Raw genomic sequence first — 22,319 nt, forward strand, 5'->3', positions numbered from 1 at the left:
CGATCTCTCCGGTCTCCAGCTGCAGCGTGCAGCGCGTCACTGTGACATCGCCGAGATTGAACTGGGCGCCTGTTCCGCTCGCACGCCCCCGGATCATGGCCGAACCGTATTCGGGGCGGCGGACCCAATCGAATTTCGGATGCGGTATGGAGCGCCAATGGGCCTCGAGTTCCACGACCGGCGCCTCCGCGAGCAGCGTCATCCACTCTGCCCGCGAATAGCTCGACTTTGCCGCCTTTGGCTGCGGTGTCATCTGTGTCTGTCGATCGGTCACAGGATCTGAACTCCCTCGACCCAGACGTTGCGAACGATCGGTGCTGCATCGATCTCGGTGACGCGCAGGAAGTCGGCGCGGCGCCCGACGGCCAGCTCTCCGCGATCGTCGAGGCCGAAGAGTTCTGCAGGCCGCTTGCTGCCCATAGCCACTGCCGCAGGCAGGTCCGGGCCGTTGGTTTCGCCGGCAAGGGTCCAGATGGCGTAGAGAATGCTCGAGGGAATGTAATCCGAGCAGATGACGTCGATCAGGCCCTCTTGCGAAAGCAGTCTTCCTGAGACATTGCCGATATGCGAACGTCCAGCAACGATGTTGGGGCCGCCGATAATCGTCGTCATGTCGGCGGCGCGTGCCGCCCGTGCCGATTCCAGCGTAATCGGGAATTCCGAGATGGTCATGCCGAAAGCCTGGCCTTCAGCGATATGAGCGGCTGTCGTATCATCGTGGCTTGAGAATTCGATGCCGTGCTGCTTGCACAATGCGACGACTGCTGCCCGGTTGATTGCCGCATGGTCATTCGTATGCGGCGCCGCGGCGATCTGTTCTTCGATGACCTCGTCGGCAATACCCTTGCGTCTTTGCAGTTTCCTGAAACGATCGGGATCGCGATGCGGGCCATCGTCCATCACCGTGACGTAGCGCAAGCTCGCTTCGCCGAGATAGGGCTTCAGAAGCTCGACGAGATCGGCCTCGCGCGTATCGCAACGAAGGTGGAGAAAATGATCGATTTTCAGCAGGCCTGCCTGACGCGCATCGTGAAGCCCTTCGACCATCAGTGGCAGAAGTTTGCGACGATCGGGATTGCCGACGGCGCCGACGATCAGCGAATCGAAAACGGTGGTGATGCCACCTGCCGCAAGCACGGCATCCTGGGTGCGAACGGCATTGACCTTGTTCCAGAACACGCCAGCCCGCGGCATGATCTGCTTTTCCAGATGATCCGTATGGACATCGACAAGGCCGGGGAGGAGATAGTCGCCTTCGAAATCGAGGGCACCGACGTCGGCCGTGCCTTTTCGGGCGATGTCGGAGATCTTGCCGTCCTTGACCTGCATCGAGCCAAGGATGACTTCGGTGCCGGTGACGATCCGGGCATTGGTAATGATTGCTTCCACGTTTCCACACTGCGCGAGCGCCTGTCGGCACGCGCTCCCTGAATTCGAATTTGTCCTAAGATGATCTTGCTTCAGTGACTTCAGGGCTATGGCCACCAGATGATGGTTGGGCGACAGTTGGATGACAAGGGAGTGACGAAAACGGTATGTCTTCTGGAAACATTCCTTCCGACAGAGTGGCCGACACATCTTCGATCTTGACAGCAAGCCGGTTTGGCCGCCTGAAATGTCGTGACTTTTGCCGACCGGGATGCTGTTGAGACGCGCGTTGATGACCACTCTGCCAGATAACAAGGCGACACTTCATGATCGGCGCGGCGCCTCGACCTTGTGGCGCGTCGTCGCCGACACGATCGAGCAGGACATCAAATCGTCACGCTATCGACCCGGCGAAAAATTGCCGACCGAGTTCGAGCTTGCCGAGCGGTTCAGCGTCCATCGAAACACGATCAGGCGTGCCATGGTCGTGCTGCGCGAGCGCGATCTGCTACGTATCGAGCAGGGGCGAGGAACTTTCGTGAAGGAGCGGATGGTCCGCCACCAGCTCGGACCCAAGACCCGCCTAACGACTGCGCTGAAGGATATCGAACGTGTCAGTGAACGCCGCTATCTCGGAACAGAACGGGTAAGAGTTACCAATGAGCTAGCGCGCGATCTGCGTATGCCGCGCAACCGTTTCGTCCGGCGCGTGGATACGATGACTGTGGTCGACACGATCGTCGTCTCATTGACCGCAAGCTATTTTCCGTTACCGCGTTTTGAAAAGATCGAAACCATTATCGAGGAAACGGGCAGCTTCAGCGAGGCATGGAAGCGCCTTGGCGTGCAGGAATATCGTCGCCACGAATCCCGGATTTCGGCGGTTGCGCTCTCGAAGTTGGATGCCGAGTTGCTGTCGATGTCACGTGGCCAGCCGGCAATCTTCGTAACGAATATCAATATCGACGAAGAAGGGCTGCCGATCGTCGTTTCATTTACGCGCATTGCTCCCCAACACATGGAACTCGTCGTCCGCTTCGACTGACGACGCGACAAACCGCACGCATTCCAGGATTCCATGAGACTCTCGAGAGCCTTGCGCGCGAATCCGAAGGGTATGAATCCGAAATTCATACCGTAGGTGTCTCCGATCTGTCATCAAACTGACGTCGATCTGTTGCCGTGAGGCGATTGAGCTAGCCTCGAAAACGCAGAGTGAAAAGGGCAGGGCTGACGCCGCCTACTCGGCACGATATCTAATCAGAGTATTGAATATGGCTGCAATAACGATCGACCATGTGCAAAAGTCGTTTGGGTCGACCTCGGTTCTCAGGGACGTTTCGCTCTCGATTTCAGACGGGGAGTTTCTGACGTTGCTGGGTCCGTCGGGATGCGGGAAGTCGACGCTTCTGCGGATCCTGGCCGGTCTCGACGTTCAGACGGGCGGCTCGCTGTCGATCGGGGATCGCGTGGTGGACGGGGTGCGACCGAAGGCGCGCGACGTGGCGATGGTGTTTCAGTCCTACGCCCTCTACCCGCACATGACGGTTACGGCTAATATGGCGCTGCCTTTGCGCATGCGGCGCTTGTCGGCGTGGCAGCGTCTGCCGCTGGTCGGCCGGTTCCTGCCCGGCACGAGGGCGACCGTTGCTGCGATCGAGGATGATGTTGCGCAGACCGCCGAGGCCCTGGGTATCGGCCATCTCCTCGATCGCAAACCCGGACAACTGTCGGGCGGTCAGCGCCAGCGCGTCGCCGTCGGTCGTGCGATGGTGCGCCAGCCGGCCGTGTTCCTGATGGACGAACCGCTGTCGAACCTCGACGCCAAGCTGCGCGTTCAGATGCGCGCCGAGATCAAGGAACTGCACAAGCGACTGGGCGTCACCTTCGTCTACGTCACCCACGACCAGTCGGAAGCGATGACCATGTCGGATCGTGTCGCGGTGATGCTCGACGGCGAACTGCTGCAGGTCGCGCCACCGCAGGAGATCTATGCCGACCCTGAGGATCGTCGTGTGGCCGAGTTCATCGGCTCGCCGAAGATCGGCATTCTCGAAGCGACCGTCGAGGAGCCGGGCGTGGCGATGACCGCGGGCACGGTGTTCTTCATCCCCGGTGAGATCGCGTCGGGCAGCAAGATCGCGCTCGGCATTCGCCCGGAAGCCTTCTACCTGACCGACAATCACGGCCCGAACGTCCTGACCGGCGCGGTCAAGCTGGTCGAGCATATGGGTTCCGACCTGTTCGTCCATCTCGACGTGCCCGGCCAGTCCACTCCGGTCATTGCCCGGCTTCTGGCCGAGCGTGCTCCGCATATCAACGAAGGCCAGACGCTGCATCTCGGCGTCAAGCCGGAGCGGCTTCTCCTGTTTGCAGCCGACGGCCGGCGCATCCGCTCGGCATCCGGCGTTTCGGCTTCGGCGGCTGACGCGAAGATCCTGCCGCTCAAGGAGCGGATGTGATGAGCCTTGCTGCTTCCGCCCCGGCCGATCAGGCCGCCTTGTCCGCACAGGCACAGAAGCGGCTGCGGCGTCATCGTCTGGCCGAGATCCTGTCGGCCTGGTCGCTGGCCGGCCCGGCGCTTTTCTTCCTCGTTTGCCTGTTCTTCCTGCCCGTATTTGCGGTCTTCGCCATTGCGCTCACCGACTGGCAGTTCGGTGCAAGCTCGATGTCCTTCGTCGGGTTTGCGAATTTCAGGGAAGTGTTCTCGGATGAAGGCTTTCGTGCCTCCTTCGTCAACACGCTCGTCTATGTGGCGATCGTCGTGCCCGGCACGATCCTGCTCGGGCTGGTGATTGCGCTCTTGATCGAGAGCGGCAAGTCGGCCCGCGCCTTATACCGCGCCATCCACTTCCTGCCCTTCATGGCGACCCTGACAGCGATGGCGATCGCCTGGGAGGCGCTGCTGCATCCGACCATCGGCCTCGTCAACCAGACGCTGGCCGGCCTCGGCATTCCGACCGCCAACTGGCTGCGCGACGAGGGCACCGTGCTGCCGGTGCTCGCCATGATCGGCATCTGGCAGAACCTCGGCTACGCCATGGTTCTGTTCCTTGCCGGCTTGAAGTCGATCCCGCAGGACCTCTACGATGCCGCCGATATCGACGGCGCCGACCTTTGGCTCGACCGGCTTCGCACCGTCACCCTGCCGATGCTCGGGCCAGTTACCATGTTCGTCTTCATCGTCGTGGCGCTCAAAGCCTTCGAGACCTTCGACACCGTGCAGATCCTCACCCAGGGCGGGCCGGGCCATGCCTCCGAGATGCTGCTCTTCACCCTCTATCGCGAGAGCTTCCAGTATCTGCGCACCGGCTATGGCGCATCCGTCGCCGTCGTCTTCCTTATCATCGTCGTCCTCCTGACGCTGATCCAGGCGCGGGTGATGGACAAGAAGGTTCACTACCAATGAGCATGTCCCGTTCCGCCCGCGACCTCGCCGCATCGGCCGCGATCTCCCGACATGCCGTGCTGCTGATCACCAGCGCGCTGATCCTTATCCCCTTCGTGTGGATGGTGTCGCTGTCGATCAAGCCGCCGGGCGAGATCTTTCGCGCGTCCTTTTCCTTCTGGCCCAATCAGTTCTACGGGATCGAGAACTATACCAAGGCGCTGACCGATGCGCCGCTGCCGCAATACATGCTGAACGGCATCATCGTCTGCGGCTCGATCGTCATCCTGCAGGTGCTCGTCTGCGCGCCGGCGGCCTATGCACTGGCCAAGCTTGACTTCCCCGGAAAGAACCTGTTGTTCGCCATGGTGCTGATCGCGCTGATCCTGCCGCATGAGGTTCTCTCCCTGCCGCTGTTCATCCTCGGCTACCAGATCGGCATTCTCAACACCTACGGTGCGTTGATCTTCCCCTATGTCGTCTCGCCCTTTGGCATCTTCCTGTTCCGGCAGTTCTTCAAGACCATTCCCGACGACGTGGTGCATGCCGCACGCCTGGATGGCCTCTCGGAGCTTGCCATCGTCTGGAAGATCATGGTGCCGATGGCCCTGCCGGCCATCATCGCCTTCGGCATCTTCTCGGTCGTCGGGCACTGGAACAGCCTGTTCTGGCCGCTGATCGCCGTGCGTGACCAGAACCTCATGCCGCCGCCGCTCGGCATCATGGCTTTCAAGAACGAGGAGGCCGGCAACGATTACGGCCCACTGATGGCCGCATCCACCATCGTCGTCGCTCCCCTGATCGTCGCTTTCCTTTCCGCTCAGCGCTGGTTCGTCGAAGGCCTCACAGGCGGAGCGGTCAAGTGACATCGCACCTCGCAACAGGAACGGCGGCGGCTAAGAATTTCGCACCAGCCACGGCCGGAGAACCGCGCTTTGCGATCTATTACACCACGCCTGCCAGTCATCCCCTGACCAGGGCAGCGGAGACGTGGCTCGGCCGCAGTGCGTTCCATCGGCTGCCGGACGTCAGGATCAAGAACGACGGTGATGATCAGGATGCGTTGATCGGTGAGCCGAGGCGCTACGGCTTCCATGCGACGCTGAAAGCGCCGTTCCGGCTGGCCGACGGCATCGGCACCGAGGAGCTTGAGGCAGCGCTGTCGCGCTTTGCCGGCTGCACCCGGCCATGCCCGATCGGACCGCTGCGTGTCGGCCTTCTGGCGGGCTTCTTCGCGCTCATCCCGATCCAGCCGATCATCCGGGTGCGCACCTTCTCGGCAAGTGTGGTCGAGGCCTTTGACCGGTTTCGGGCACCGTTCGACACTGCGGAACTGAAACGCCGCAAGCTCGACCGCCTCGACGACGACGAGGCCGAGCATCTGGTGCGCTGGGGCTATCCCTACGTGTTCGACCGGTTCCGGTTCCACATGACATTGACGAACCCCGTCGGTTCGAACGACCGCGCCGCGCTGCAGGCGGACCTGGCAGGCCGTTTCGACGGCCTGCTCGACGAGGATTTCGCGATCGACGCCCTGACCCTATTCGAGCAGCCGCATCCGCAGGCCGACTTCGTAGCGCGCCGCCGTTTCCCGCTCAATCCGGGAGCGCCGCTATGAATTATGGACCTGACAATGGTGGCCGTCTCGTCCTGATCGTCGGCCCGAGCGGCGCCGGCAAGGACACCTTGCTCGATATCGCCAAGCGAGAGCTGGCAGAGGACAAGCGGATCCGCTTCGTGCAGCGCACCATCACCCGGCCCGCATCCGTGGGGGAGGATCATCTCCCGATGGACGAGGCCAGCTTCGAGGAGGCCGCAGGGCAGGGGGCGTTTGCCCTGCACTGGGCGGCCCATGATCTGCAATACGGCCTGCCCGTCGTCATCGACCGGTGGATCGCCGACGGCGATGTCGTCGTCGCCAACGCATCGCGCGCCATGCTCGGTCCGGCTCGGCAGCGATATCCTGGCCTGATGATCATTAATATCACCGCCGATCCCGAAATCCTCGCAAAGCGACTTGCACAAAGGGGACGGGAAGACAGCGATGCGCAGAAATCCCGCCTCGGTCGCAGCAAAGCAATCTCCCCCGATCTTGGAGACGTCGTCATTATCGACAACTCCGGAGACTTGGACGTGGCTTCCAGGCAGCTGATGGCGCTCATTCAATCGGTCCGGGCCGAACGCCCCGATCAAGGTCGGAACTAGATATGGCAAACACATTCAACCTCGATATCGATCTCGACGGCGAAGGCCGCCAGGACGGTTACCTGCGGGTGAAGGCTTCCAGCGAACATTCGCCGTTTGGCATGGCGATGGTGCCGATCACCTCGTTCAAAAGTGGCGCCGGGCCTTGCGTTCTCGTGATGGGCGGTTGCCACGGCGACGAATACGAGGGGCAACTCATCGCAAGGGCGCTTCTGGGCAAGCTCGACCTGTCAGACGTGACCGGCCAGCTGATCGTCATGCCGTCAGCCAACCCTCACGCCGTTGCTGCGGGGCGACGTTATTCGCCACTTGATGACGGCAACCTCAATACGGCGTTTCCAGGCAGCACCACTGGTACTTCGACCCAGCGCATTGCGCATTTCATCGAGACGGTCCTGTTGCCACGGGCCGATCTCGTTATCGATATGCATTCCGGTGGCACGCCGGTCGATTACATTCCATCGGTGATGATTTCGAACGCCGTAGAAGGCGCCCGGCGTCAGAGGCTGATCGAGCTGGTCAGAACCTTCGGCCTTCCCGTCGCTTTCTTCGTCGATGACGAGGACCAGACACCGTCCAGCGTCATTGGCGCATGCGACCGTACGGAAACCTTGAACATCACTTTGGAAATTGGCGGCGGCGGTTCGGTCGCCCGCGATCAGCTCGATGTCGGCATGGCAGGCCTTCTACGTACTCTGGAAAAGATCGGTGTACTGAACTCGACCTCGCAAGAGGAGCCCGGAGATGTCGCCTTCATGCGGCGATTGCCCGTCAGTGCAACGATCTGTGCCCCCGAGAGCGGTTTGTTCGAACCGATAGCCAAACTGGGTGAAACTGTTGAGCGAGAGCAACTTGCCGGCCTCCTTTATCATCGGGAGGCGCCGTGGCGCGAGCCGCTCCGCGTGGTTTTTCCTGAAGCGGGACTTGTGCTCTGCCGTCGACTGCCAGTGATGGTCGATATGGGCGCAGGTCGGCGTTGTCACGTAAACCTGTATTGCAGTTGCCTGCGTTTTGGGTTGGGCGTAAATTTCGGCGATGCAGACACCAGATATCAGTTTCAAGCGTCATCGTTTTCCGCCACAGGTCGTTGCTCACGCAGTTTGGCTTTACCTGCGGTTCAATCTGAGCCTGCGTGAAGTTGAGGAAATGCTGCTCGAGCGTGGTATCGACGTTTCCTATGAGACGGTCCGCCGCTGGATCGCCAAGTTCGGACCCCAGATCGCTCGCAACTTGCGGCGACGGCAGGCCCGCCCCGGCGACGTTTGGTTTCTGGACGAAGTCGTCGTGAAATGCGCTGGAGAAAAGTTCTGGCTCTGGCGCGCGGTCGATCAGCACGGCATCGTTCTCGAAGAAATTTTGCAGAAGCGACGCGACAAAAGGGCAGCCAAGCGCCTGCTGGTGGCGTTGATGAAACGCTATGGCTTTGTTCCCAAGCGGATCATCACCGATAAGCTGCGCTCCTACGGCGCAGCAAAGGCGGACGTGGCACCTGGCCTCGACCATTGGTCGCACAAGGGCCTCAACAATCGGGCTGAGAATAGCCATCTGCCGTTTCGAAAACGGGAACGAGCCATGCAGGGCCACCGATCACCAGGAGCATTGCAACGGTTTGTTTCCATGCACTCCGCTACCCGCAATTGCTTTTCAGTTCCATCCCGCCGCCGTGCCGCACAAACAATTCGCTACCATCGCTTCGAAGCGCTCGACGCATGGAAAATCGCGGCCTGCATCGTCTGAAAATTCTGGAACGCCCCGCCCGTCTTAGCCTGCCGTACTTACCGTGACAACGCCCTTCGCCGAACGGCCCTTCGGCCAGCTTTCCGGCGGCGAGCGGCAGGTCGTGCTGCTTGCCCGGGCGCTGGCGACGGAAGCGAAAGTGCTGGTGCTCGACGAGCCGGCCGCCTCGCTCGACCTTGCCAATCAGGACCTTCTGCTCGGCGTCCTCATGCGCCTGCGGCAGGCGCGCGGCCATACGATCGTCTTTACGACCCACCATCCGCAGCACGGCCTGTTCCTCGCGGACCGGGCGCTGATGATGCATGCCGGAGACGAGGTCCGTTATGGCCAAGCCTCCGCGATGATGACGGACGGGGAACTCGCCCGTCTCTATGGCGTGCCGTTTGCCCGCCATACCCCCGGCCCCGGCCGGCCCGATGTCGTTTCCCCGATCTTCGGGGCGGCGGCCCTTCCATGATAACCGCAAGACAGGAGCCAATCTTGGACACGATCACCTATCTCGAAAACGGCGAAACCTTCACCGTCAGCTTTGCCGAACTCCTGAACTATCACGGCACCACCTTTCCGGGCGGCGTGGCGCATGGCCTGAAGGTGATGCAACGCGCCTTTCCGCTGCTCGACGAGGGCCGGCCGATCGAGCGCCGCGAGGTGCGCATCGATACGGCGTTTCCCGGCCCCGGCGGCCGCGACGCCATCGAATTCGTCACGCGCGCGCTGACCGATGGCCGCTACCATGTCGACCGGTCGCTGGGCTGGGAGGGCATCGAGGAAAGCCCGAAGGGGAAGTATTATTTCCGCTTCAGCTATCGTGGCACCGTGGTCGAGGTGACGATCCGGCCCGGCCATGTGCGCGGCGAGTTCATCGAGCTTGCCCGCAAGGAAGGTCGCTCAGCCGAGGAAGAAACCCGCCTTGCCGCGCTGAAGCGCGAAATGCGCGACCGTCTCGTGCCGCTTGCGCCCGAGGATGTCTATGACGCCAAGGTCAGCCGTGCCTGAGCACTGTTCCACCGAGGGCGGGCGGCGTGAATGGATGGGTGTGCTTGCCCGCGCGCCCATCGATCTCCTGAGATCGGCCTTCGACGGCAGCCGGCAGCGCCACTTGGCGCGCCGGCTTGTCGGACCCGAGGTCGGCCTTCTCCAGTTGCGTGCGAAAGCACCCGTAACGGGAACGCCCTTCCATCTCGGCGAGGCGACCATGACGCGCTGTGTCGTGGAGATCGATGGTCGGCGCGGTTATGCCGTGGTGCTTGGCCGCGATCCGGAGCGGGCGGAGCTTGCCGCCTTCTTCGACGCGCTGCTGCAAGATCCGCAGTCCCGCGCCTTGCTCGCATCGGAACTGCTGCAGCCGGCCGAAGACGCCATCATGGCGCGGCGATGCCGCAAGGCCGAGGAGGCGCAGAAGACGACGGCGCATTTCTTCACCGCGGCGAGACAAGGAAGTGCACCGTGAAAATCGAGATAGACCAGCGAGGCGCGGACCGCATCCACGAGGACCAGCGCGCATTCCGCCGGCTTCTGGAAGCCTTTTCCTACCCCGGCAAAGTCGTCGTCCTTGCTGAAGGCCAGGCGGCGCACGCGGTCGTCCTGTCAACGCTGGCCGACACCACGACACCGCTCTGGATCGACGAAAGCTTCGCGGATATCCGGGATCGCGCCGTCGCGGCACGGTGGCCGATGGCGGATCGAGCCTCCTGCACCTTTGCGCTCTGTCGTGGCGAGATGCTGGATCGGATCGATGTCTTTCCGAAGGGGACCCCGGCCGACCCGCATCTTTCCGCCACCGTCATTGCGGAGGTCACGGGCCTTTCGGGTGGCGCGGCGCTCAACCTTTCGGGGCCGGGAATCGGACCCGGGGCCCGCACCTTCGCCCCCCTTGGCCTGCCGGCGACGTTTCTCGCGCAATGGACGTGCAACAACGCTGCCTATCCGCTCGGCGTCGACCTCATTCTGACGGCGGGAGATTGGTGCGCCTGCCTTCCCCGTAGCGTGAGGCTGGAGATATCCGATGTACGTTCCCGTTAAGGGCGGCGAGGCCGCTATCGCTGCAAGCCTTGATGCGCTGGCGCGCAGGCGTCGGGGTGATCCCTCCGTGCCGGAACTCACGGTCGCCCAGATAGGTGAGCAGATGCGGGGTGCAGTCGACAGGGTGATGACCGAAGGCGCGCTCTATGATCGGGATCTTGCTGCCCTGGCGCTGAAACAGGCACAGGGCGACGTGGCGGAGGCGACGTTTCTGCTGCGCGCCCATCGTGCGACCTTACGGCGCATGGGCCATAGCGCGCCCATCGATTTTTCGACCATCCGCCACGACCGGCATATCTCCGCCACAGTGAAGGAATTGCCGTGCGGCCAGATCCTGGGTGCAACCTACGACTACACCCACCGACTGCTCGATTTCTCGCTCATGGAGGAGGCGGCCTCTTTGCCTCTTCCCGAGGAGGTTGCGAGCACTCCATGCGCGCCTCCCTCATCCCGCTGCCGCGATCGCCTTCCCGGGGAGAGTCAGGAGCGGGAGGAGGCGCCGGTCGACATCACGCGGGTGCCGCTGCGTCCTCCCTACGGTGCATCCGAAACGCTCGGCCATCTGGTGCGAGGCGAGGAAGGCTTCCTGACGGGCATTGCCTATACGCGCCTTCGCACCGCCGGCGCGTCCCATCCCTATGTCGAGGAGCTTTCCGCGGGGGAAGTCGAGGTTTTCGTCGAGCTGGAGGATATCGGCCTCACCGTCTCTGTCGGCGATATCGAGGTGACGGCCTGCCGCATGGTGGCCCCGGTACTCGACGGGCGGCAATCGCATCTGTCCCCGGGTTTCGGCGTTGCCTTCGGCGCCAACGAGCGCAAGGCCGTGGCGATGGCGACAGTCGATCAGGCGCTGAAATCCGGGCTCGACCCGGACCTGGTGCTGACGCATGGCGACGGGGTCGAGGCGAGCGGCTACGTCTCGCATCTCAAGCTGCCGCACTACTCCGATTTCCAGGCCGATCTTGAAACGATCCGGAGGCTTGCCTGCGATGACTGAGACCTTCGCCTATCTCGATGAAGACAGCAAACGCTCCGTTCGCCGTACCATTCTGAAGGCACTGGCCGTTCCCGGTTACCAGGTGCCCTTCATCGCGCCGGAAATGCCGATCGCCTATGGTTGGGGTGTTGGCGGCATGGTCGTGACCGCAAGCCTCATCGGTGCAGACGACCGTCTGAAAGTGACCGACCACGGCTCCGACGAGACCGTGAATGCCGTCAGTATCCGCGCCTTCTTCACGCGCACCGCCTTCGTTGCCACCACGACCCTGACCCGTGAGGCAACGCTGATCCAGGTCCGCCAGCGCGTGCCCGAGGCGATGCTCGCCGAGGGACAGGTCGTCGTCTACCAGGTGCCGCGGCCGGACCCGCTGCGCGCCTTCGTCAATTCAGCCGGCGAGGCGGCCCGCATGCACGCGGCATCTGACTATGGTCGGGTCTATACGCGGCTCTTCGAGGAAAGGACGGGAAGCGGCAGCGTCGCCCAGCCCGGCTATGACTATCCCGTCATGGTGGAAGGTCGTTATCTGATGTCACCTTCTCCTATCCCCAAGCGCGACAATGTCCGCCTCGACAATTCACCGGCCATCCAGATCTTCGGCGCGGCGCGCGAACGCCGGCTCTATGCGCTGCCACCCTATACGCGCGTGGAAAGCATCGCCTTCGAGGACGTTCCCTTTGACCCCAGTCATCCCTCGGACGGACGGCAATGCGTGATATGCGGGTGCGCCACGAGCCATCTCGACCACCTTCTCCTCAACGACGACGGAACGAGCGAATGGGTCTGCTCCGACACGGAATGCTGTGCCGAGCGTGCGGAGGAAGCCGCCAGTGCCTGATCTGCCGCAGCCCCTCCTGACGCTTGACCACATCTCCTTCGGCGGGCGCATCGTGCGAGGTGCTTCGCTTTCGCTCTATCCAGGCGAGGTTCTTTGTCTCGTTGGAAAGTCCGGCGCGGGAAAGTCGACGCTGCTGCGCACGGCGGCCGGATGCCTGCCTCCGACGAAGGGTCGGGTCCTGCTCTCCGTCGATGGGGAGACGCCGCTGTCTCTCTATGATCTGCCGGAGCAGGCCCTCGTCTCGCTCCGCCGCCGGCGGCTCGGCTTCGTCGCTCAGGATGCCCGCGAGACGCTCGACCTGGCCGCGAGCGCCGCCGCCAACATCGCTCAAACGCTCTTCGACAATGGCGAACGCCACTTCGGCCGAGCCTTGGAGGCAGCACGGCACTGGTTTGCGGCACTGGACCTTGATGAAGCGCGGATGCGTGACCTGCCGGGTGTGTTTTCAGGCGGCATGCAACAGCGGCTGCAAATCGCTCGCGCGCTCGTGCACGAGCCGGACATCTTGTTCCTGGACGAACCGACGACGGGCCTCGACACGTCCGCCCAGGCGCGGCTCCTGAGGCTCTTGTCCGAACTCCAGCGCCGGACGGGCGTGGCGATGCTCCTCGTGACCCACGACTTGCGCATAGCACGACTCCTCGCGCACCGCGTCATCGTTCTGCACGAGGGGCGGATCGTCGAGGAAGCGCCGCCGGACCGATTGGTTACCGATCCCTCCCATCCAGCAAGTCGCGATCTCGTCGCGTCGATGATTTGAGTGTTCGAATGACGATCCTGTGTGTCGAAGGCCTTGCGAAACGTTATGGCGACCGGACAATCGGCCCGGCGACCTTCACGGGGCTCTGTGGTCATTTCTACATTAATACACGCTAAGGGCATTTTGCAGGTGACGGGAAACACATGATTTCCGCTCACCGTGATCGCGGGGCAAACTGGCCACGCAATAGGGCCATTTTTTGCGCGACAAACCCTGTCGGAATGTTAGGCTGTGCGGCAACACCTGATTTGAGGTTTGTCGCACATGTTGATCGGTTACATGCGGGTATCGAGTAGTGACGAGCGCCAGTCGGTTGCCTTGCAGCGCGATGCCCTGCTCGCGGCCGGGGTCGATGAGCGCCATCTCCATCAGGATCGCGCTTCCGGAGCGCGTGATGACCGGCCGGGTCTGAAGGCATGCCTCGGCGAATTGCGCGAAGGCGATGTCCTGGTCGTCTGGAAGATAGATCGGTTAGGCCGGTCACTCTCCCACTTGATCCGCATCGTCGAGGATTTGAAGGAACGTGGTGTCGCCTTCCGATCTCTCACGGAGGCGATCGACACCACGAATTCGCACGGCGCGTTTCTGTTCAACCTGTTCGGCTCGCTTGCAGAATACGAGAGAGTGCTGATCACCGAGCGGGTCAATGCCGGCCTGGCGGCGGCTCGCCGACGTGGCCGTAAGGGCGGGAGACCTCCAACGATCGATGCGGAAAAGGTCGAGCAGGTTCTAGCTGCTTTGGAAGCTGGCGCCAGCAAGGCGTCCGTGTGCCGGACGTTCAAGGTGGCGCGCTCGACCTTGATCGACACGTTGAAGCGGACTGGATGGACAGGCCCCGGCAAGACCGGCACGCCCGAAACCGTAGTTTGACGAGTGACCGTGGCTGATGGCGTTTCTCGATGAGCAATCGCGTGCCGTTTTATTCGAACCACCCGAAGCTTATGAAGATGCGCAAGCGCGCTATGCACTGACTTCCGAGGATATTGTCTTCGTCAAGGAACATCGCCGGTCGCATAATCGGCTTGGCTTTGCGATCCAACTCGCACTGGTGCGTGATCTGGGCCGTCTGCTGCGAATAGGCGAAGTTCCACCTCAGGCGGTTGTCTCTGTTGTCGCCGACCAGCTGGGCATCGACCCTGCAGTGTTCGAGTTCTACGCCCAGCGCGACGAAACGCGCCGGGAACACGCGCGCGAGATCGTCTCTGCACTGGAGCTTCAGCCTGTCCGGACGAGTGACTATCGCGAGTTGATAACGGCGGCGGCACGCGAGGCGGCGGCCACTGAACAAGGTGCGCCGATCGCCAAGGCCGTGATCGAAGCCTTGAAGGAACGAAAGTTGCTCGTTCCTATGCCGGAGCTGCTGATCCGTCTGGCACTGGCCGGCCGGGCGGCGGCGCGTCGACAAGCCTATCGCGAATTGATCCGGGATCTGGAGCAGCCTTCGATCGAGGCGCTTGATCAGCTCCTCGCTGAGCGGGCCGGCGATCGGAGCCACCTTGGCTGGATTGCGGAAGCACCTGAAGGGGCGAAACTGAAGAACCTCAAAGGCTTGATCGCCCGCCTCGAGGTATTGCGCTCAGCCGCCATTCCCGACGACCGTCGCAAGACGATCCATGCCAATCGCTACGGCATCATCGCCAGGGATGCACGCATTCTGCATGCCCGGGAGATACGACGCCTGACATCCGAACGTCGCTACGCCACGCTGGCCGCCTTCGTCATCGAGAGACAGGCGTCGATCACCGACCTGACGATCGACATGTTCTGCAAAATGATTGGGAGCAACCGCCGCAAGGCCGAGATCAGCCGCACGGAACGCCGGCTAAAAGAGGCCGAGGTTCTTGATGGGGTGGCGCTTGAGCATCTCAAGCTCGGCGAGGCGCTTCTGGCCGCTCGTGCGAGCAAAACCGATCTTGCATCGGCGATCGCAGCCTCCCTCGGCTGGGACGGATTGGTCGCCAGCATGGCGGCAGCCAGATCTGTCGTCCACCCTGATCGCAGTAACGAATTCGACGAGCTCATCAAGCGGCACAAATCGTTGCGCAAGCTGGGCAGACTGATGTTCCGCACGTTCTCGTTCCGGTCGTTTCGTGCTGATGATCCGATCCTTGTAGCAGTGGACCATCTGCGCGCGCTCTATGGCGGCCGGAAATTGCCGGCGCAGGTGCCGCTCGCCTTTCTGACCCGCAAATGGCGACGCTGCGTGCGCCCGAACAGTGCCGATATCGACCTGCGCGCCTGGGAAGTGGCGGTCCTCGTTCACCTGCGAGAGCGTCTGAGGGCCGGTGACATCTGGGTCGAAGGCAGCCGGGCATGGCGCAGTTTCGAGGATTATCTTCTGCCTCGGCCGATCTTCGAGCTGATGCGCGCCGAGGGGCGGCTCGGGCTCGCACTCCCCGACAGCTTTGCCGAATGGCGAGCAGAACGGACCGCCACGCTCGATGCGAAGCTGAAAGAGCTGGCAAAGGCGGCGGCTGCCAATGCTATTCCGGATGCAGCGATTTCCGACAAGGGCCTGTCGATCTCGCCGATCCGCGAGGAGGAGCGCGACAGCATCGTCGCGCTCAGCCGCCGACTATATGTTCTGGTGCCACGGATCAGGATCACCAGCCTGCTTGCCGAGGTGCAAAGCTGGACCAAATTCCTCGACAGCTTCACGCATTATCGTACCGGTGAGACGGCAAACGACGAGGCAGCGCTGATGGCAGCGATCCTTGCCGACGCCACCAATGCCGGAGCCGAACGTATGGCGGAAAGCTCACGCGGCGTCACGATCCACCAGATGATGCTGATGGTGGACAGGCATATGCGATCGGAAACCTACGCCACGGCGACCGCCGTGCTGGTCGATGCGCAGCAGGCCCATCCCTTTGCCGCGATCTGGGGTGACGGCCATATCTCCTCCTCGGACGGACAGTTCTTTCCGGCTGGCGGGCGTGGCGAAGCCAGCCTCGACTACAATGCAAAATACGGCAAGCGACCGGGGGCGTCGATCTATGGCTTCCTGTCCAACCGTTTTGCTTCCTTCTTCTCCCGCATGATCCAGGCATCCGAGGGCGAAGCCCCCTACGTTCTCGACGGCCTCCTTCACAACGAAAGCTCCGTCGAAATCTATGAGCACGCAACCGATACCGCTGGCGCCACCGAAACGACGTTCTCCATGTTCCACGCCTTTGGCTACAGGCTCATTCCCCGTATCCGCAATCTCGGCAATCGCAGGCTCTTTGTCATTGATCGCGATCCGGCTTACGAACCGCTCGACGCGCTGATCGCTGGAACCGTCAACATGGATGTCGTCGAGCACCACTGGGATGAGGTCTTGCGGCTGAAGGCTTCGATCGCTGCAGGTTTGGTGCCGCCTTCCGTCATCCTCAAGAAGCTGGCAGCGTCGCCGCGACAAAACCGGCTGAACCAGGCCCTGCGCGAAATGGGCCGGATAGAACGCTCGATCTTCATCTGCGACTGGCTGCTCGATACGAAACTGCGCCGCAGATCGCATGCGATCCTCAACAAGGGTGAAAGCCGTCATGCTCTCGCACGCGCCATCTTCCTCCACCAGCTCGGCGAATTGCGCAACCGCGTCGCCGAAACCATGGCTTACCGCGCGTCCGGTCTTAACCTCGTCGTCAACGCCATCATCCTGTGGAACACTGTCTATCTCAGCCGTGCTGTCGATTATATCAGCAGTCAGGGTATTATCATTCCGGACGAGCTGCTCTCCCAGGTCGCACCACTACCATGGGCGCATATCGCGCTCACCGGCGACTACCTCTGGAACGAAATTGACCGACCCCTCGAACGCTTCAGGCCAATCCGGGCTAACCGCTTCAATCCAAACAACTTCAAATTCCCTTAGCGTGTATTAATGTAGAAATGCCCACGGAGCCCCGAAATGGCCGGTCTCGATCCGAACAACTTCTCAGCCCACGGCCTGCGGTCGGGTTATCTCACGGAAGCGGCCAATCGCGGCATTCCTCTGCCTGAGGCGATGGAGCAATCACGACACAGATCCGTCCAGCAAGCTTCTGAATACTACAACAGCGCCACCAGGCGCAGTGGCAGGGCCGCAAGGCTGATGGATTGAAAAGCTCAAGAAAACTGGCGATGGCTGAATGGCTTAAACAAAGCAGTCTCCGACAAATCCGGGGCTGTTCAGATCGACCCGACGGTCCCGACGACGAAAGCCATCAGCGCCATGTCAAGCCAAGGTCCTGTCACGGTTAAGAAGAGCGCCATTTTGCCGTTCCCATCGGAAGCAAACCGCGCATCACGATGAGCAACGACAGCATCCGCAGCGATAGGCAGCTTACATCTCAACTGCAGATTGGCATTGCCCGAGGAGTGGTGGTCCCGTGCAGTTTTGAGGATCAAGGCCGTGTCATCGCTACGTCATACGCATGCGCTATCCATGATTCATTCGAATGAATCATGGATAGCGCATGCAGAGAGACACCTGGCAAATCATCAAAGACCACCTGGCCGGTGACATTGCCTCCGGCAAACTTGCTCCCGGCGCCCGGTTGCCGACGGAGCCCGAGCTGTGCGAGGTCTTCGGTGTCGGTCGCCACTCGGTCCGGCGCGCAGTTCCGGCGCTCGCGGTCGAGGGTAAGCTCAGGGTAGAACAGGGGCGCGGCACCTTCGTCGAGGCGGCCCGGCTGATAAACTACCAGATCGGGCGCAGGACGCGTTTCCGCGAGAACCTGATAGGCCAGGGCTATAAGCCTTACGGAGAGCATCTTTCCTCCACGATCGTGCCGGCACCCGACCGTGTGGCCGAGGCGCTACGCATCGCTCGCGGGGCCGAGGTCCACCGGATCATGAGGCGCGGCCTGGCCGACGACATGCCGATCAATCTCGGCATCGCCTTTCATCCGGTCGCGCTCTTTCCCGATCTAGGCGCGCGCCGCGAGGCCGGCGTTTCCGTGACCGAGATCTATCGTGACCACGGGGTCACGGACTATTTCCGCAAGAGCACCACCATCTTCACCCGCCGCGCCGAGCCGGAGGAATCCAGGCTGCTGCGGCAACATCCGGATCATCCCGTTATGATCGTCACCAAAATCGACGTCGATGCCAAGGGTACGGCGCTGGGTTACTCCGAGGCGGTCTGGGCGGGCGACCGTGTCCAGTTTTCTTTCGACAGTCTCGATGACCCCTTCGTGGGCGAGGAAGGCAAGACCCCATGACAACACAGTTCCAGCATGCCGGTGCGCCAGGCGAAGACCACGCCCGCCGGCTCGAAACCCTTGCGCGCGCCGATGCAGCCGCGCTGAAGGCCTTCGCGGAAGAGCTTCTTCCACCGCTCGGCGCGATCGACGTCATCCAGAGCCGCACAGGGCTCGCGATGCTGCCGATGCGCGACACAGTAAAGGGCACAGATTTTCATCTCGGCGAGGTGTTGGTGGCAGAGGCGCATATCCGGCTCCAGTCCAACGGCACTGAAGGCTATGGCATGATCGTCGGCCGCGACCTCGAGCGCGCCATGGCAATGGCGATCGTGGACGCCGCCGGATCGATCGAAACCCTTGCCGCGCGCGTCAGCAACTTCGTGGAAGATGAGGCCTTGACGATCGTGGCAGTCGACACCGAACGCCTTCGCGCGGTCGAGGCGACCCGCGTAGACATGGAGACCTTCTGATGAATGCCTCCGCCCTGATTGCTGTCCCCGTTCCAAACGACCTGGAGCGGCTTCACAATGCCACCTACGATGCCCTGATGTGGGCGCTCGCTCGCCCCGGCACAGTGCAATCACTGCCGCAGCTGGGCCTGGAAGCCATCGTCGAAACGCTGGTTGACCGCGAATGCCGGGTCTTTTCGGGCCACAAGACGCTCCTGCCGCTGATCGCCTCGACCGGAGCGGCGATTAGCGGCGCGCGCGACGCTGACCACGCCTTCCTCGATCTCGAAGCGGAGGCGGGCATTCGCGATCTGGCCGTCGTGCCTGCGGGCTCGCATCTCTATCCCGATGACGGCGCGACGGTGTTTTCAGGGGCGAGGATTGGCGAGGGACAAGGGCTTCGCCTGCGCGGCCCCGGCATCGAAACTTATAAGGATATCCGCCTCGGCGGCCTCAGGCCTGATGTTTGGACGCTTCGCGCGACGCGTTGCCTCTACCCGACCGGGTTCGAACTCTTCTTCATCGATGGAGACCGCGTTGTCGGTCTGCCACGCTCAACCACGGTGGAGGTGCTCTGATGGCCTATGTGGCAACTCGAGGCGGTGAACGTGCCATTGAACAGTCTGAGCGGCTCTACCGCGCAGAAATGGGGACGATTGACATGGAGCGTGTCGCGGACGTCCGCGACAGTCTGCCTTACCTGATCGATCGCGTGATGGGCGAGGCCTCGCTCTACGACCGTGATCTGGCAGCACTTGCGCTCGCCCAGGCCGGCGGCGACCTATACGAGGCGGTGCTCCTTCTGCGTGCCTGGCGGACCACCCAACCGCGCCTTGCGATCGCCGAACCGGTGACGCAGGAAAGCCTGTTCACGCACCGCCGCATTTCTGCTGTCTTCAAGGATATTCCCGGCGGTCAGGTGCTCGGCCCGACGCTCGACTATTCGCACCGTCTGCTGGCGACCGGCGTGCTGGAAGGCCAACCCTTCATGCCGGCCCCGGTTGAACCCGCGGCAAAACCTGCTCCGGCACGCCAGCCGTCGCTTGCCGCCTGGCAGAAGGCGCAGGGACTGGTCGCCGACGTCGCCGCCGACGAAGTCGCCCTTGAAGACATTCCAGACCTCACCCGCGAGCCGCTTCTCTTTCCGGCCAAGCGCGCCCATACGCTGCAAAGCCTGGCTCGCGCCGACACTGGCGGTGTGCTGGCACTCGGCTATTCGGCGATGCGCGGCTATGGCAACGCGCATCCGACCGTCAACGAACTGCGACTTGCAGAAGCGGAGGTGCGTGTGCGCCATCCCGCGGGCACGGTTTTCTCGGCTGGTCGCGTCCGCGTCTCGCAGGCGGAAGTCACGAGCAAAGGAAAAGGCGGCCAGCTTCAGCTCGGCTTCTGCGCGACACTCGGCTGGAACGAAATCAAGACCATCGCTGGCGCGACGCTGGATCTGAATTCGGCAGCGGCGGATCAGAATTCACCCGTCAACGAGGAATTCTTCCTCTACCACACCGAACCCGTAGAAGCCTCGGGTTTCTGCATCCATTTCAAGCTGCCGCACTACGTCACCTTCCAGTCTTCGCTCGACGCCTTGCGCGACGCGAAGAAGACGGCGGCCCCTGCCAGCGACGTAACGAACACACATAAGCCCGTGAAGGAGCCGGCATGAGCCTTTCCGCACTCACAAAGCCATGGGAAGCCTTCAGCTACGGCTTCCTTGATGCCTCGGCCAAGCGCGAGCTGCGCCGCAAGATGCTGAAGGCGATCGCCGTGCCCGGCTGCCAGATGCCCTATGCCAGCCGCGAGGTGCCGATTGCGCGCGGCTGGGGCACCGGCGGCCTGCAAGTGACGCTGACCCTGATCAAGCCCTCCTCCGTGATCAAGGTGATCGACCAGGGCGCCGACGACAGCGTCAACGCCGCCTCGATCCGCCGATTCCTTTCGCGCGTATCCGGCGCCGGTGAGACCTGGGACACGCAGGAGGCAACGATCATTCAGAGCCGGCACCGTATCCCTGAGGAAAAGCTGCGCGAGGATCAGATCCTCGTGCTGCAGGTGCCAAATCCCGAACCGCTGCGCCCGGTCGAGCCCAACATGTCGATCGCCCGCCAGATGCATGCCGACGCCGATTACGGCCGGCTGTGGCTGACGCTCTATGAGCAGATCGTGCGTTGGGGCCGCATCATGCAGGGCGCGTCCTACCCTTCCCTCGTCAATGGTCGCCATGTCATGACACCGTCGCCGATCCCGCGCTGGGACGTGCCAAAGCTCGACATGGCAAAGCACCTCACCTTTCTTTCGGCCGGGCGAGAGAAGCGCCTGTATGCCGTGCCGCCCTTCACGCGGGTCGAGCCGCTGGTCTTCTCCGACGTGCCCTACAAGGTCGAGGACCATGCCGACCTCACCTGCCACCGCTCAGGCGTCAGAGGTTATTTCATGAACGAGATCCCACAGGACGACGGCGGCTCACAATTCGAGCTGTCTGACAGCAATCTTGGCATCAAGGCTATTCGCCGTGCCGAGGGGCTGGACGTCAAGCAGGGCGAAACCTGGTACGAGCACGGAGCATTCCGCCCATGATCGGAGAAAATCTGGCTGCGCGGCGGCTGAATGCCCCGCAACTGATGACGACCCCGCCGCTTCTGACGATGACCGACGTCAGCAAACGCTTCGGCAGCGTGGTCGCTCTTCAGGACGTGTCCGCGACCGTCTATCCGGGCGAAGTGCTCGGCATCGTCGGCGAAAGCGGCTCGGGCAAGTCCACCCTTTTGAGGATGATGAACCTTGAGGACACGCCCGACAGCGGTGACTATCGCCTGGCCCTGCCGGAGCTCGATGGCAACCTGTTCGATCTCGACCGCTTCGCTCGCCGTATGCTTTGCGCGCGCCAGATCGGTATTGTCTATCAGAACCCGCATCTCGGGCTCCTGATGGGGCATACCAGCTCCGGCAACGTGGCCGAGCGTCTGCTCATCGCCGGCGAGCGGAGTTTCGCCGAACTGCGCTCAAAGGCGCGAGAGGCGCTCGACGCTTCGGAATTCCCTTTGGAGCGCATGGATGCGCGTCCGATCGAACTGTCCGGCGGCATGCAGCAGCGGGTGCAGCTCGCCAAGGCGATCGCCCTCGAACCGGCACTGCTCCTGCTCGACGAGCCGACCACAGGCCTCGACGTCTCGGTACAGGCACTGGTGCTTGACACCTTGAAGCGGCTGCAGCGGGACCGAGCGATCACAATGGTCATCGTCAGCCACGATCTCGGCGTGATCCGTACCATGGCCGACCGGGTCATGGTCATGCGGCGCGGTCGCGTGGTCGAGGAAGGCCTGGTCGACCAGATCTTCCAGGATCCCCAGCACGCATACACCCAGCAACTCGTTCACGCCAAATTGTGAG

Annotated in this window: 25 protein-coding genes and 1 pseudogene; 24 read left to right on the forward strand and 2 right to left on the reverse strand. The window is 62.4% G+C overall.

Annotated elements, in window-relative coordinates:
- On the reverse strand, positions 1-274 hold a 274-nt coding region (locus KWJ32_RS24845; protein ID WP_256886447.1), incomplete at its 3' end, for a phosphonate C-P lyase system protein PhnG.
- Positions 271-1,389, reverse strand: coding sequence for an alpha-D-ribose 1-methylphosphonate 5-triphosphate diphosphatase (locus KWJ32_RS24850; protein WP_024899171.1), 1,119 nt, complete (start codon positions 1,387-1,389; stop codon positions 271-273). The genes KWJ32_RS24845 and KWJ32_RS24850, both read right to left, overlap by 4 nt.
- A gap of 271 nt (positions 1,390-1,660) precedes the next feature.
- On the opposite strand from KWJ32_RS24850, the gene phnF (KWJ32_RS24855) reads away from it, so the two are divergent.
- The 24 genes and pseudogenes from phnF (KWJ32_RS24855) (at position 1,661) to KWJ32_RS24970 (ending at position 22,318) form a co-directional block, all read left to right on the forward strand.
- Entirely contained in the window at positions 1,661-2,413 is a 753-nt protein-coding gene (gene phnF, locus KWJ32_RS24855) for a phosphonate metabolism transcriptional regulator PhnF (RefSeq protein WP_024899172.1), read from the forward strand.
- A 229-nt stretch (positions 2,414-2,642) separates the two neighbouring features.
- On the forward strand, positions 2,643-3,830 hold the full coding sequence (locus tag KWJ32_RS24860; protein ID WP_024899173.1) for an ABC transporter ATP-binding protein: 1,188 nt from the start codon (positions 2,643-2,645) through the stop codon (positions 3,828-3,830).
- On the forward strand, positions 3,830-4,777 hold the full coding sequence (locus tag KWJ32_RS24865) for a sugar ABC transporter permease (protein WP_024899174.1): 948 nt from the start codon (positions 3,830-3,832) through the stop codon (positions 4,775-4,777). The genes KWJ32_RS24860 and KWJ32_RS24865 overlap by 1 nt, the downstream gene beginning before the upstream one ends.
- Positions 4,778-4,779: 2 nt before the next feature.
- Positions 4,780-5,622 (forward strand): carbohydrate ABC transporter permease, encoded by an 843-nt coding sequence (locus KWJ32_RS24870; protein ID WP_024899175.1) that lies wholly within the window; start codon positions 4,780-4,782, stop codon positions 5,620-5,622.
- The gene (locus KWJ32_RS24875) at positions 5,619-6,374 is read left to right on the forward strand and encodes a DUF1045 domain-containing protein (protein ID WP_024899176.1); all 756 of its coding nucleotides are present in this window, start codon (positions 5,619-5,621) and stop codon (positions 6,372-6,374) included. Before KWJ32_RS24870 ends, KWJ32_RS24875 begins: the two co-directional genes overlap by 4 nt.
- On the forward strand, positions 6,371-6,961 hold the full coding sequence (gene phnN, locus KWJ32_RS24880) for a phosphonate metabolism protein/1,5-bisphosphokinase (PRPP-forming) PhnN (protein WP_024899177.1): 591 nt from the start codon (positions 6,371-6,373) through the stop codon (positions 6,959-6,961). The genes KWJ32_RS24875 and phnN overlap by 4 nt, the downstream gene beginning before the upstream one ends.
- Before the next feature lie 2 nt (positions 6,962-6,963).
- Positions 6,964-8,097, forward strand: a complete 1,134-nt coding sequence (locus tag KWJ32_RS24885; protein WP_107328032.1) for a succinylglutamate desuccinylase/aspartoacylase family protein — start codon at positions 6,964-6,966, stop codon at positions 8,095-8,097.
- Positions 7,997-8,698: an IS6 family transposase gene (locus tag KWJ32_RS24890; RefSeq protein ID WP_024899768.1), complete on the forward strand. Its 702-nt coding sequence runs from the start codon at positions 7,997-7,999 to the stop codon at positions 8,696-8,698. Before KWJ32_RS24885 ends, KWJ32_RS24890 begins: the two co-directional genes overlap by 101 nt.
- Before the next feature lie 43 nt (positions 8,699-8,741).
- Positions 8,742-9,155 carry an ABC transporter ATP-binding protein gene (locus tag KWJ32_RS24895; RefSeq protein ID WP_125271699.1) on the forward strand — a complete coding sequence of 138 codons (414 nt, stop codon included), beginning with the start codon at positions 8,742-8,744 and terminating at the stop codon, positions 9,153-9,155.
- 20 nt (positions 9,156-9,175) lie between these two features.
- Entirely contained in the window at positions 9,176-9,694 is a 519-nt protein-coding gene (locus KWJ32_RS24900) for a hypothetical protein (protein WP_024899710.1), read from the forward strand.
- A gap of 34 nt (positions 9,695-9,728) precedes the next feature.
- Positions 9,729-10,148, forward strand: coding sequence for a phosphonate C-P lyase system protein PhnG (gene phnG, locus KWJ32_RS24905; RefSeq protein WP_024899711.1), 420 nt, complete (start codon positions 9,729-9,731; stop codon positions 10,146-10,148).
- Entirely contained in the window at positions 10,145-10,720 is a 576-nt protein-coding gene (phnH, locus tag KWJ32_RS24910; RefSeq protein ID WP_024899712.1) for a phosphonate C-P lyase system protein PhnH, read from the forward strand. The genes phnG (KWJ32_RS24905) and phnH (KWJ32_RS24910) overlap by 4 nt, the downstream gene beginning before the upstream one ends.
- A complete protein-coding gene (locus KWJ32_RS24915; RefSeq protein ID WP_036568186.1) occupies positions 10,704-11,717 on the forward strand; it encodes a carbon-phosphorus lyase complex subunit PhnI in 1,014 nt (337 codons plus the stop codon). Before phnH (KWJ32_RS24910) ends, KWJ32_RS24915 begins: the two co-directional genes overlap by 17 nt.
- Positions 11,710-12,555: an alpha-D-ribose 1-methylphosphonate 5-phosphate C-P-lyase PhnJ gene (locus tag KWJ32_RS24920; protein ID WP_024899713.1), complete on the forward strand. Its 846-nt coding sequence runs from the start codon at positions 11,710-11,712 to the stop codon at positions 12,553-12,555. The genes KWJ32_RS24915 and KWJ32_RS24920 overlap by 8 nt, the downstream gene beginning before the upstream one ends.
- Positions 12,548-13,315, forward strand: coding sequence for an ATP-binding cassette domain-containing protein (locus KWJ32_RS24925; RefSeq protein ID WP_024899714.1), 768 nt, complete (start codon positions 12,548-12,550; stop codon positions 13,313-13,315). The genes KWJ32_RS24920 and KWJ32_RS24925 overlap by 8 nt, the downstream gene beginning before the upstream one ends.
- A gap of 264 nt (positions 13,316-13,579) precedes the next feature.
- Positions 13,580-14,185: a recombinase family protein gene (locus KWJ32_RS24930; RefSeq protein ID WP_003501158.1), complete on the forward strand. Its 606-nt coding sequence runs from the start codon at positions 13,580-13,582 to the stop codon at positions 14,183-14,185.
- Between the two features lie 16 nt (positions 14,186-14,201).
- Positions 14,202-17,171 carry a Tn3 family transposase gene (locus KWJ32_RS24935; RefSeq protein WP_003501156.1) on the forward strand — a complete coding sequence of 990 codons (2,970 nt, stop codon included), beginning with the start codon at positions 14,202-14,204 and terminating at the stop codon, positions 17,169-17,171.
- 33 nt (positions 17,172-17,204) lie between these two features.
- Positions 17,205-17,399: pseudogene (locus tag KWJ32_RS24940) on the forward strand (integrase); the annotation flags it as partial.
- A gap of 355 nt (positions 17,400-17,754) precedes the next feature.
- The gene (gene phnF, locus KWJ32_RS24945; protein WP_024899717.1) at positions 17,755-18,501 is read left to right on the forward strand and encodes a phosphonate metabolism transcriptional regulator PhnF; all 747 of its coding nucleotides are present in this window, start codon (positions 17,755-17,757) and stop codon (positions 18,499-18,501) included.
- Positions 18,498-18,953, forward strand: coding sequence for a phosphonate C-P lyase system protein PhnG (phnG, locus tag KWJ32_RS24950; protein WP_107328120.1), 456 nt, complete (start codon positions 18,498-18,500; stop codon positions 18,951-18,953). Before phnF (KWJ32_RS24945) ends, phnG (KWJ32_RS24950) begins: the two co-directional genes overlap by 4 nt.
- The gene (gene phnH / locus KWJ32_RS24955; RefSeq protein WP_036568189.1) at positions 18,953-19,510 is read left to right on the forward strand and encodes a phosphonate C-P lyase system protein PhnH; all 558 of its coding nucleotides are present in this window, start codon (positions 18,953-18,955) and stop codon (positions 19,508-19,510) included. Before phnG (KWJ32_RS24950) ends, phnH (KWJ32_RS24955) begins: the two co-directional genes overlap by 1 nt.
- On the forward strand, positions 19,510-20,595 hold the full coding sequence (locus KWJ32_RS24960) for a carbon-phosphorus lyase complex subunit PhnI (protein WP_024899720.1): 1,086 nt from the start codon (positions 19,510-19,512) through the stop codon (positions 20,593-20,595). The genes phnH (KWJ32_RS24955) and KWJ32_RS24960 overlap by 1 nt, the downstream gene beginning before the upstream one ends.
- On the forward strand, positions 20,592-21,506 hold the full coding sequence (locus KWJ32_RS24965) for an alpha-D-ribose 1-methylphosphonate 5-phosphate C-P-lyase PhnJ (protein ID WP_256886448.1): 915 nt from the start codon (positions 20,592-20,594) through the stop codon (positions 21,504-21,506). Before KWJ32_RS24960 ends, KWJ32_RS24965 begins: the two co-directional genes overlap by 4 nt.
- Complete coding sequence (locus KWJ32_RS24970) at positions 21,503-22,318, forward strand: ATP-binding cassette domain-containing protein (RefSeq protein ID WP_036568190.1); 816 nt, start codon at positions 21,503-21,505, stop codon at positions 22,316-22,318. Before KWJ32_RS24965 ends, KWJ32_RS24970 begins: the two co-directional genes overlap by 4 nt.
- Position 22,319: the final 1 nt, after the last annotated feature.

It is taken from the genome of Ochrobactrum sp. BTU2 (assembly GCF_024539785.1).
Lineage (GTDB): Bacteria > Pseudomonadota > Alphaproteobacteria > Rhizobiales > Rhizobiaceae > Brucella > Brucella anthropi.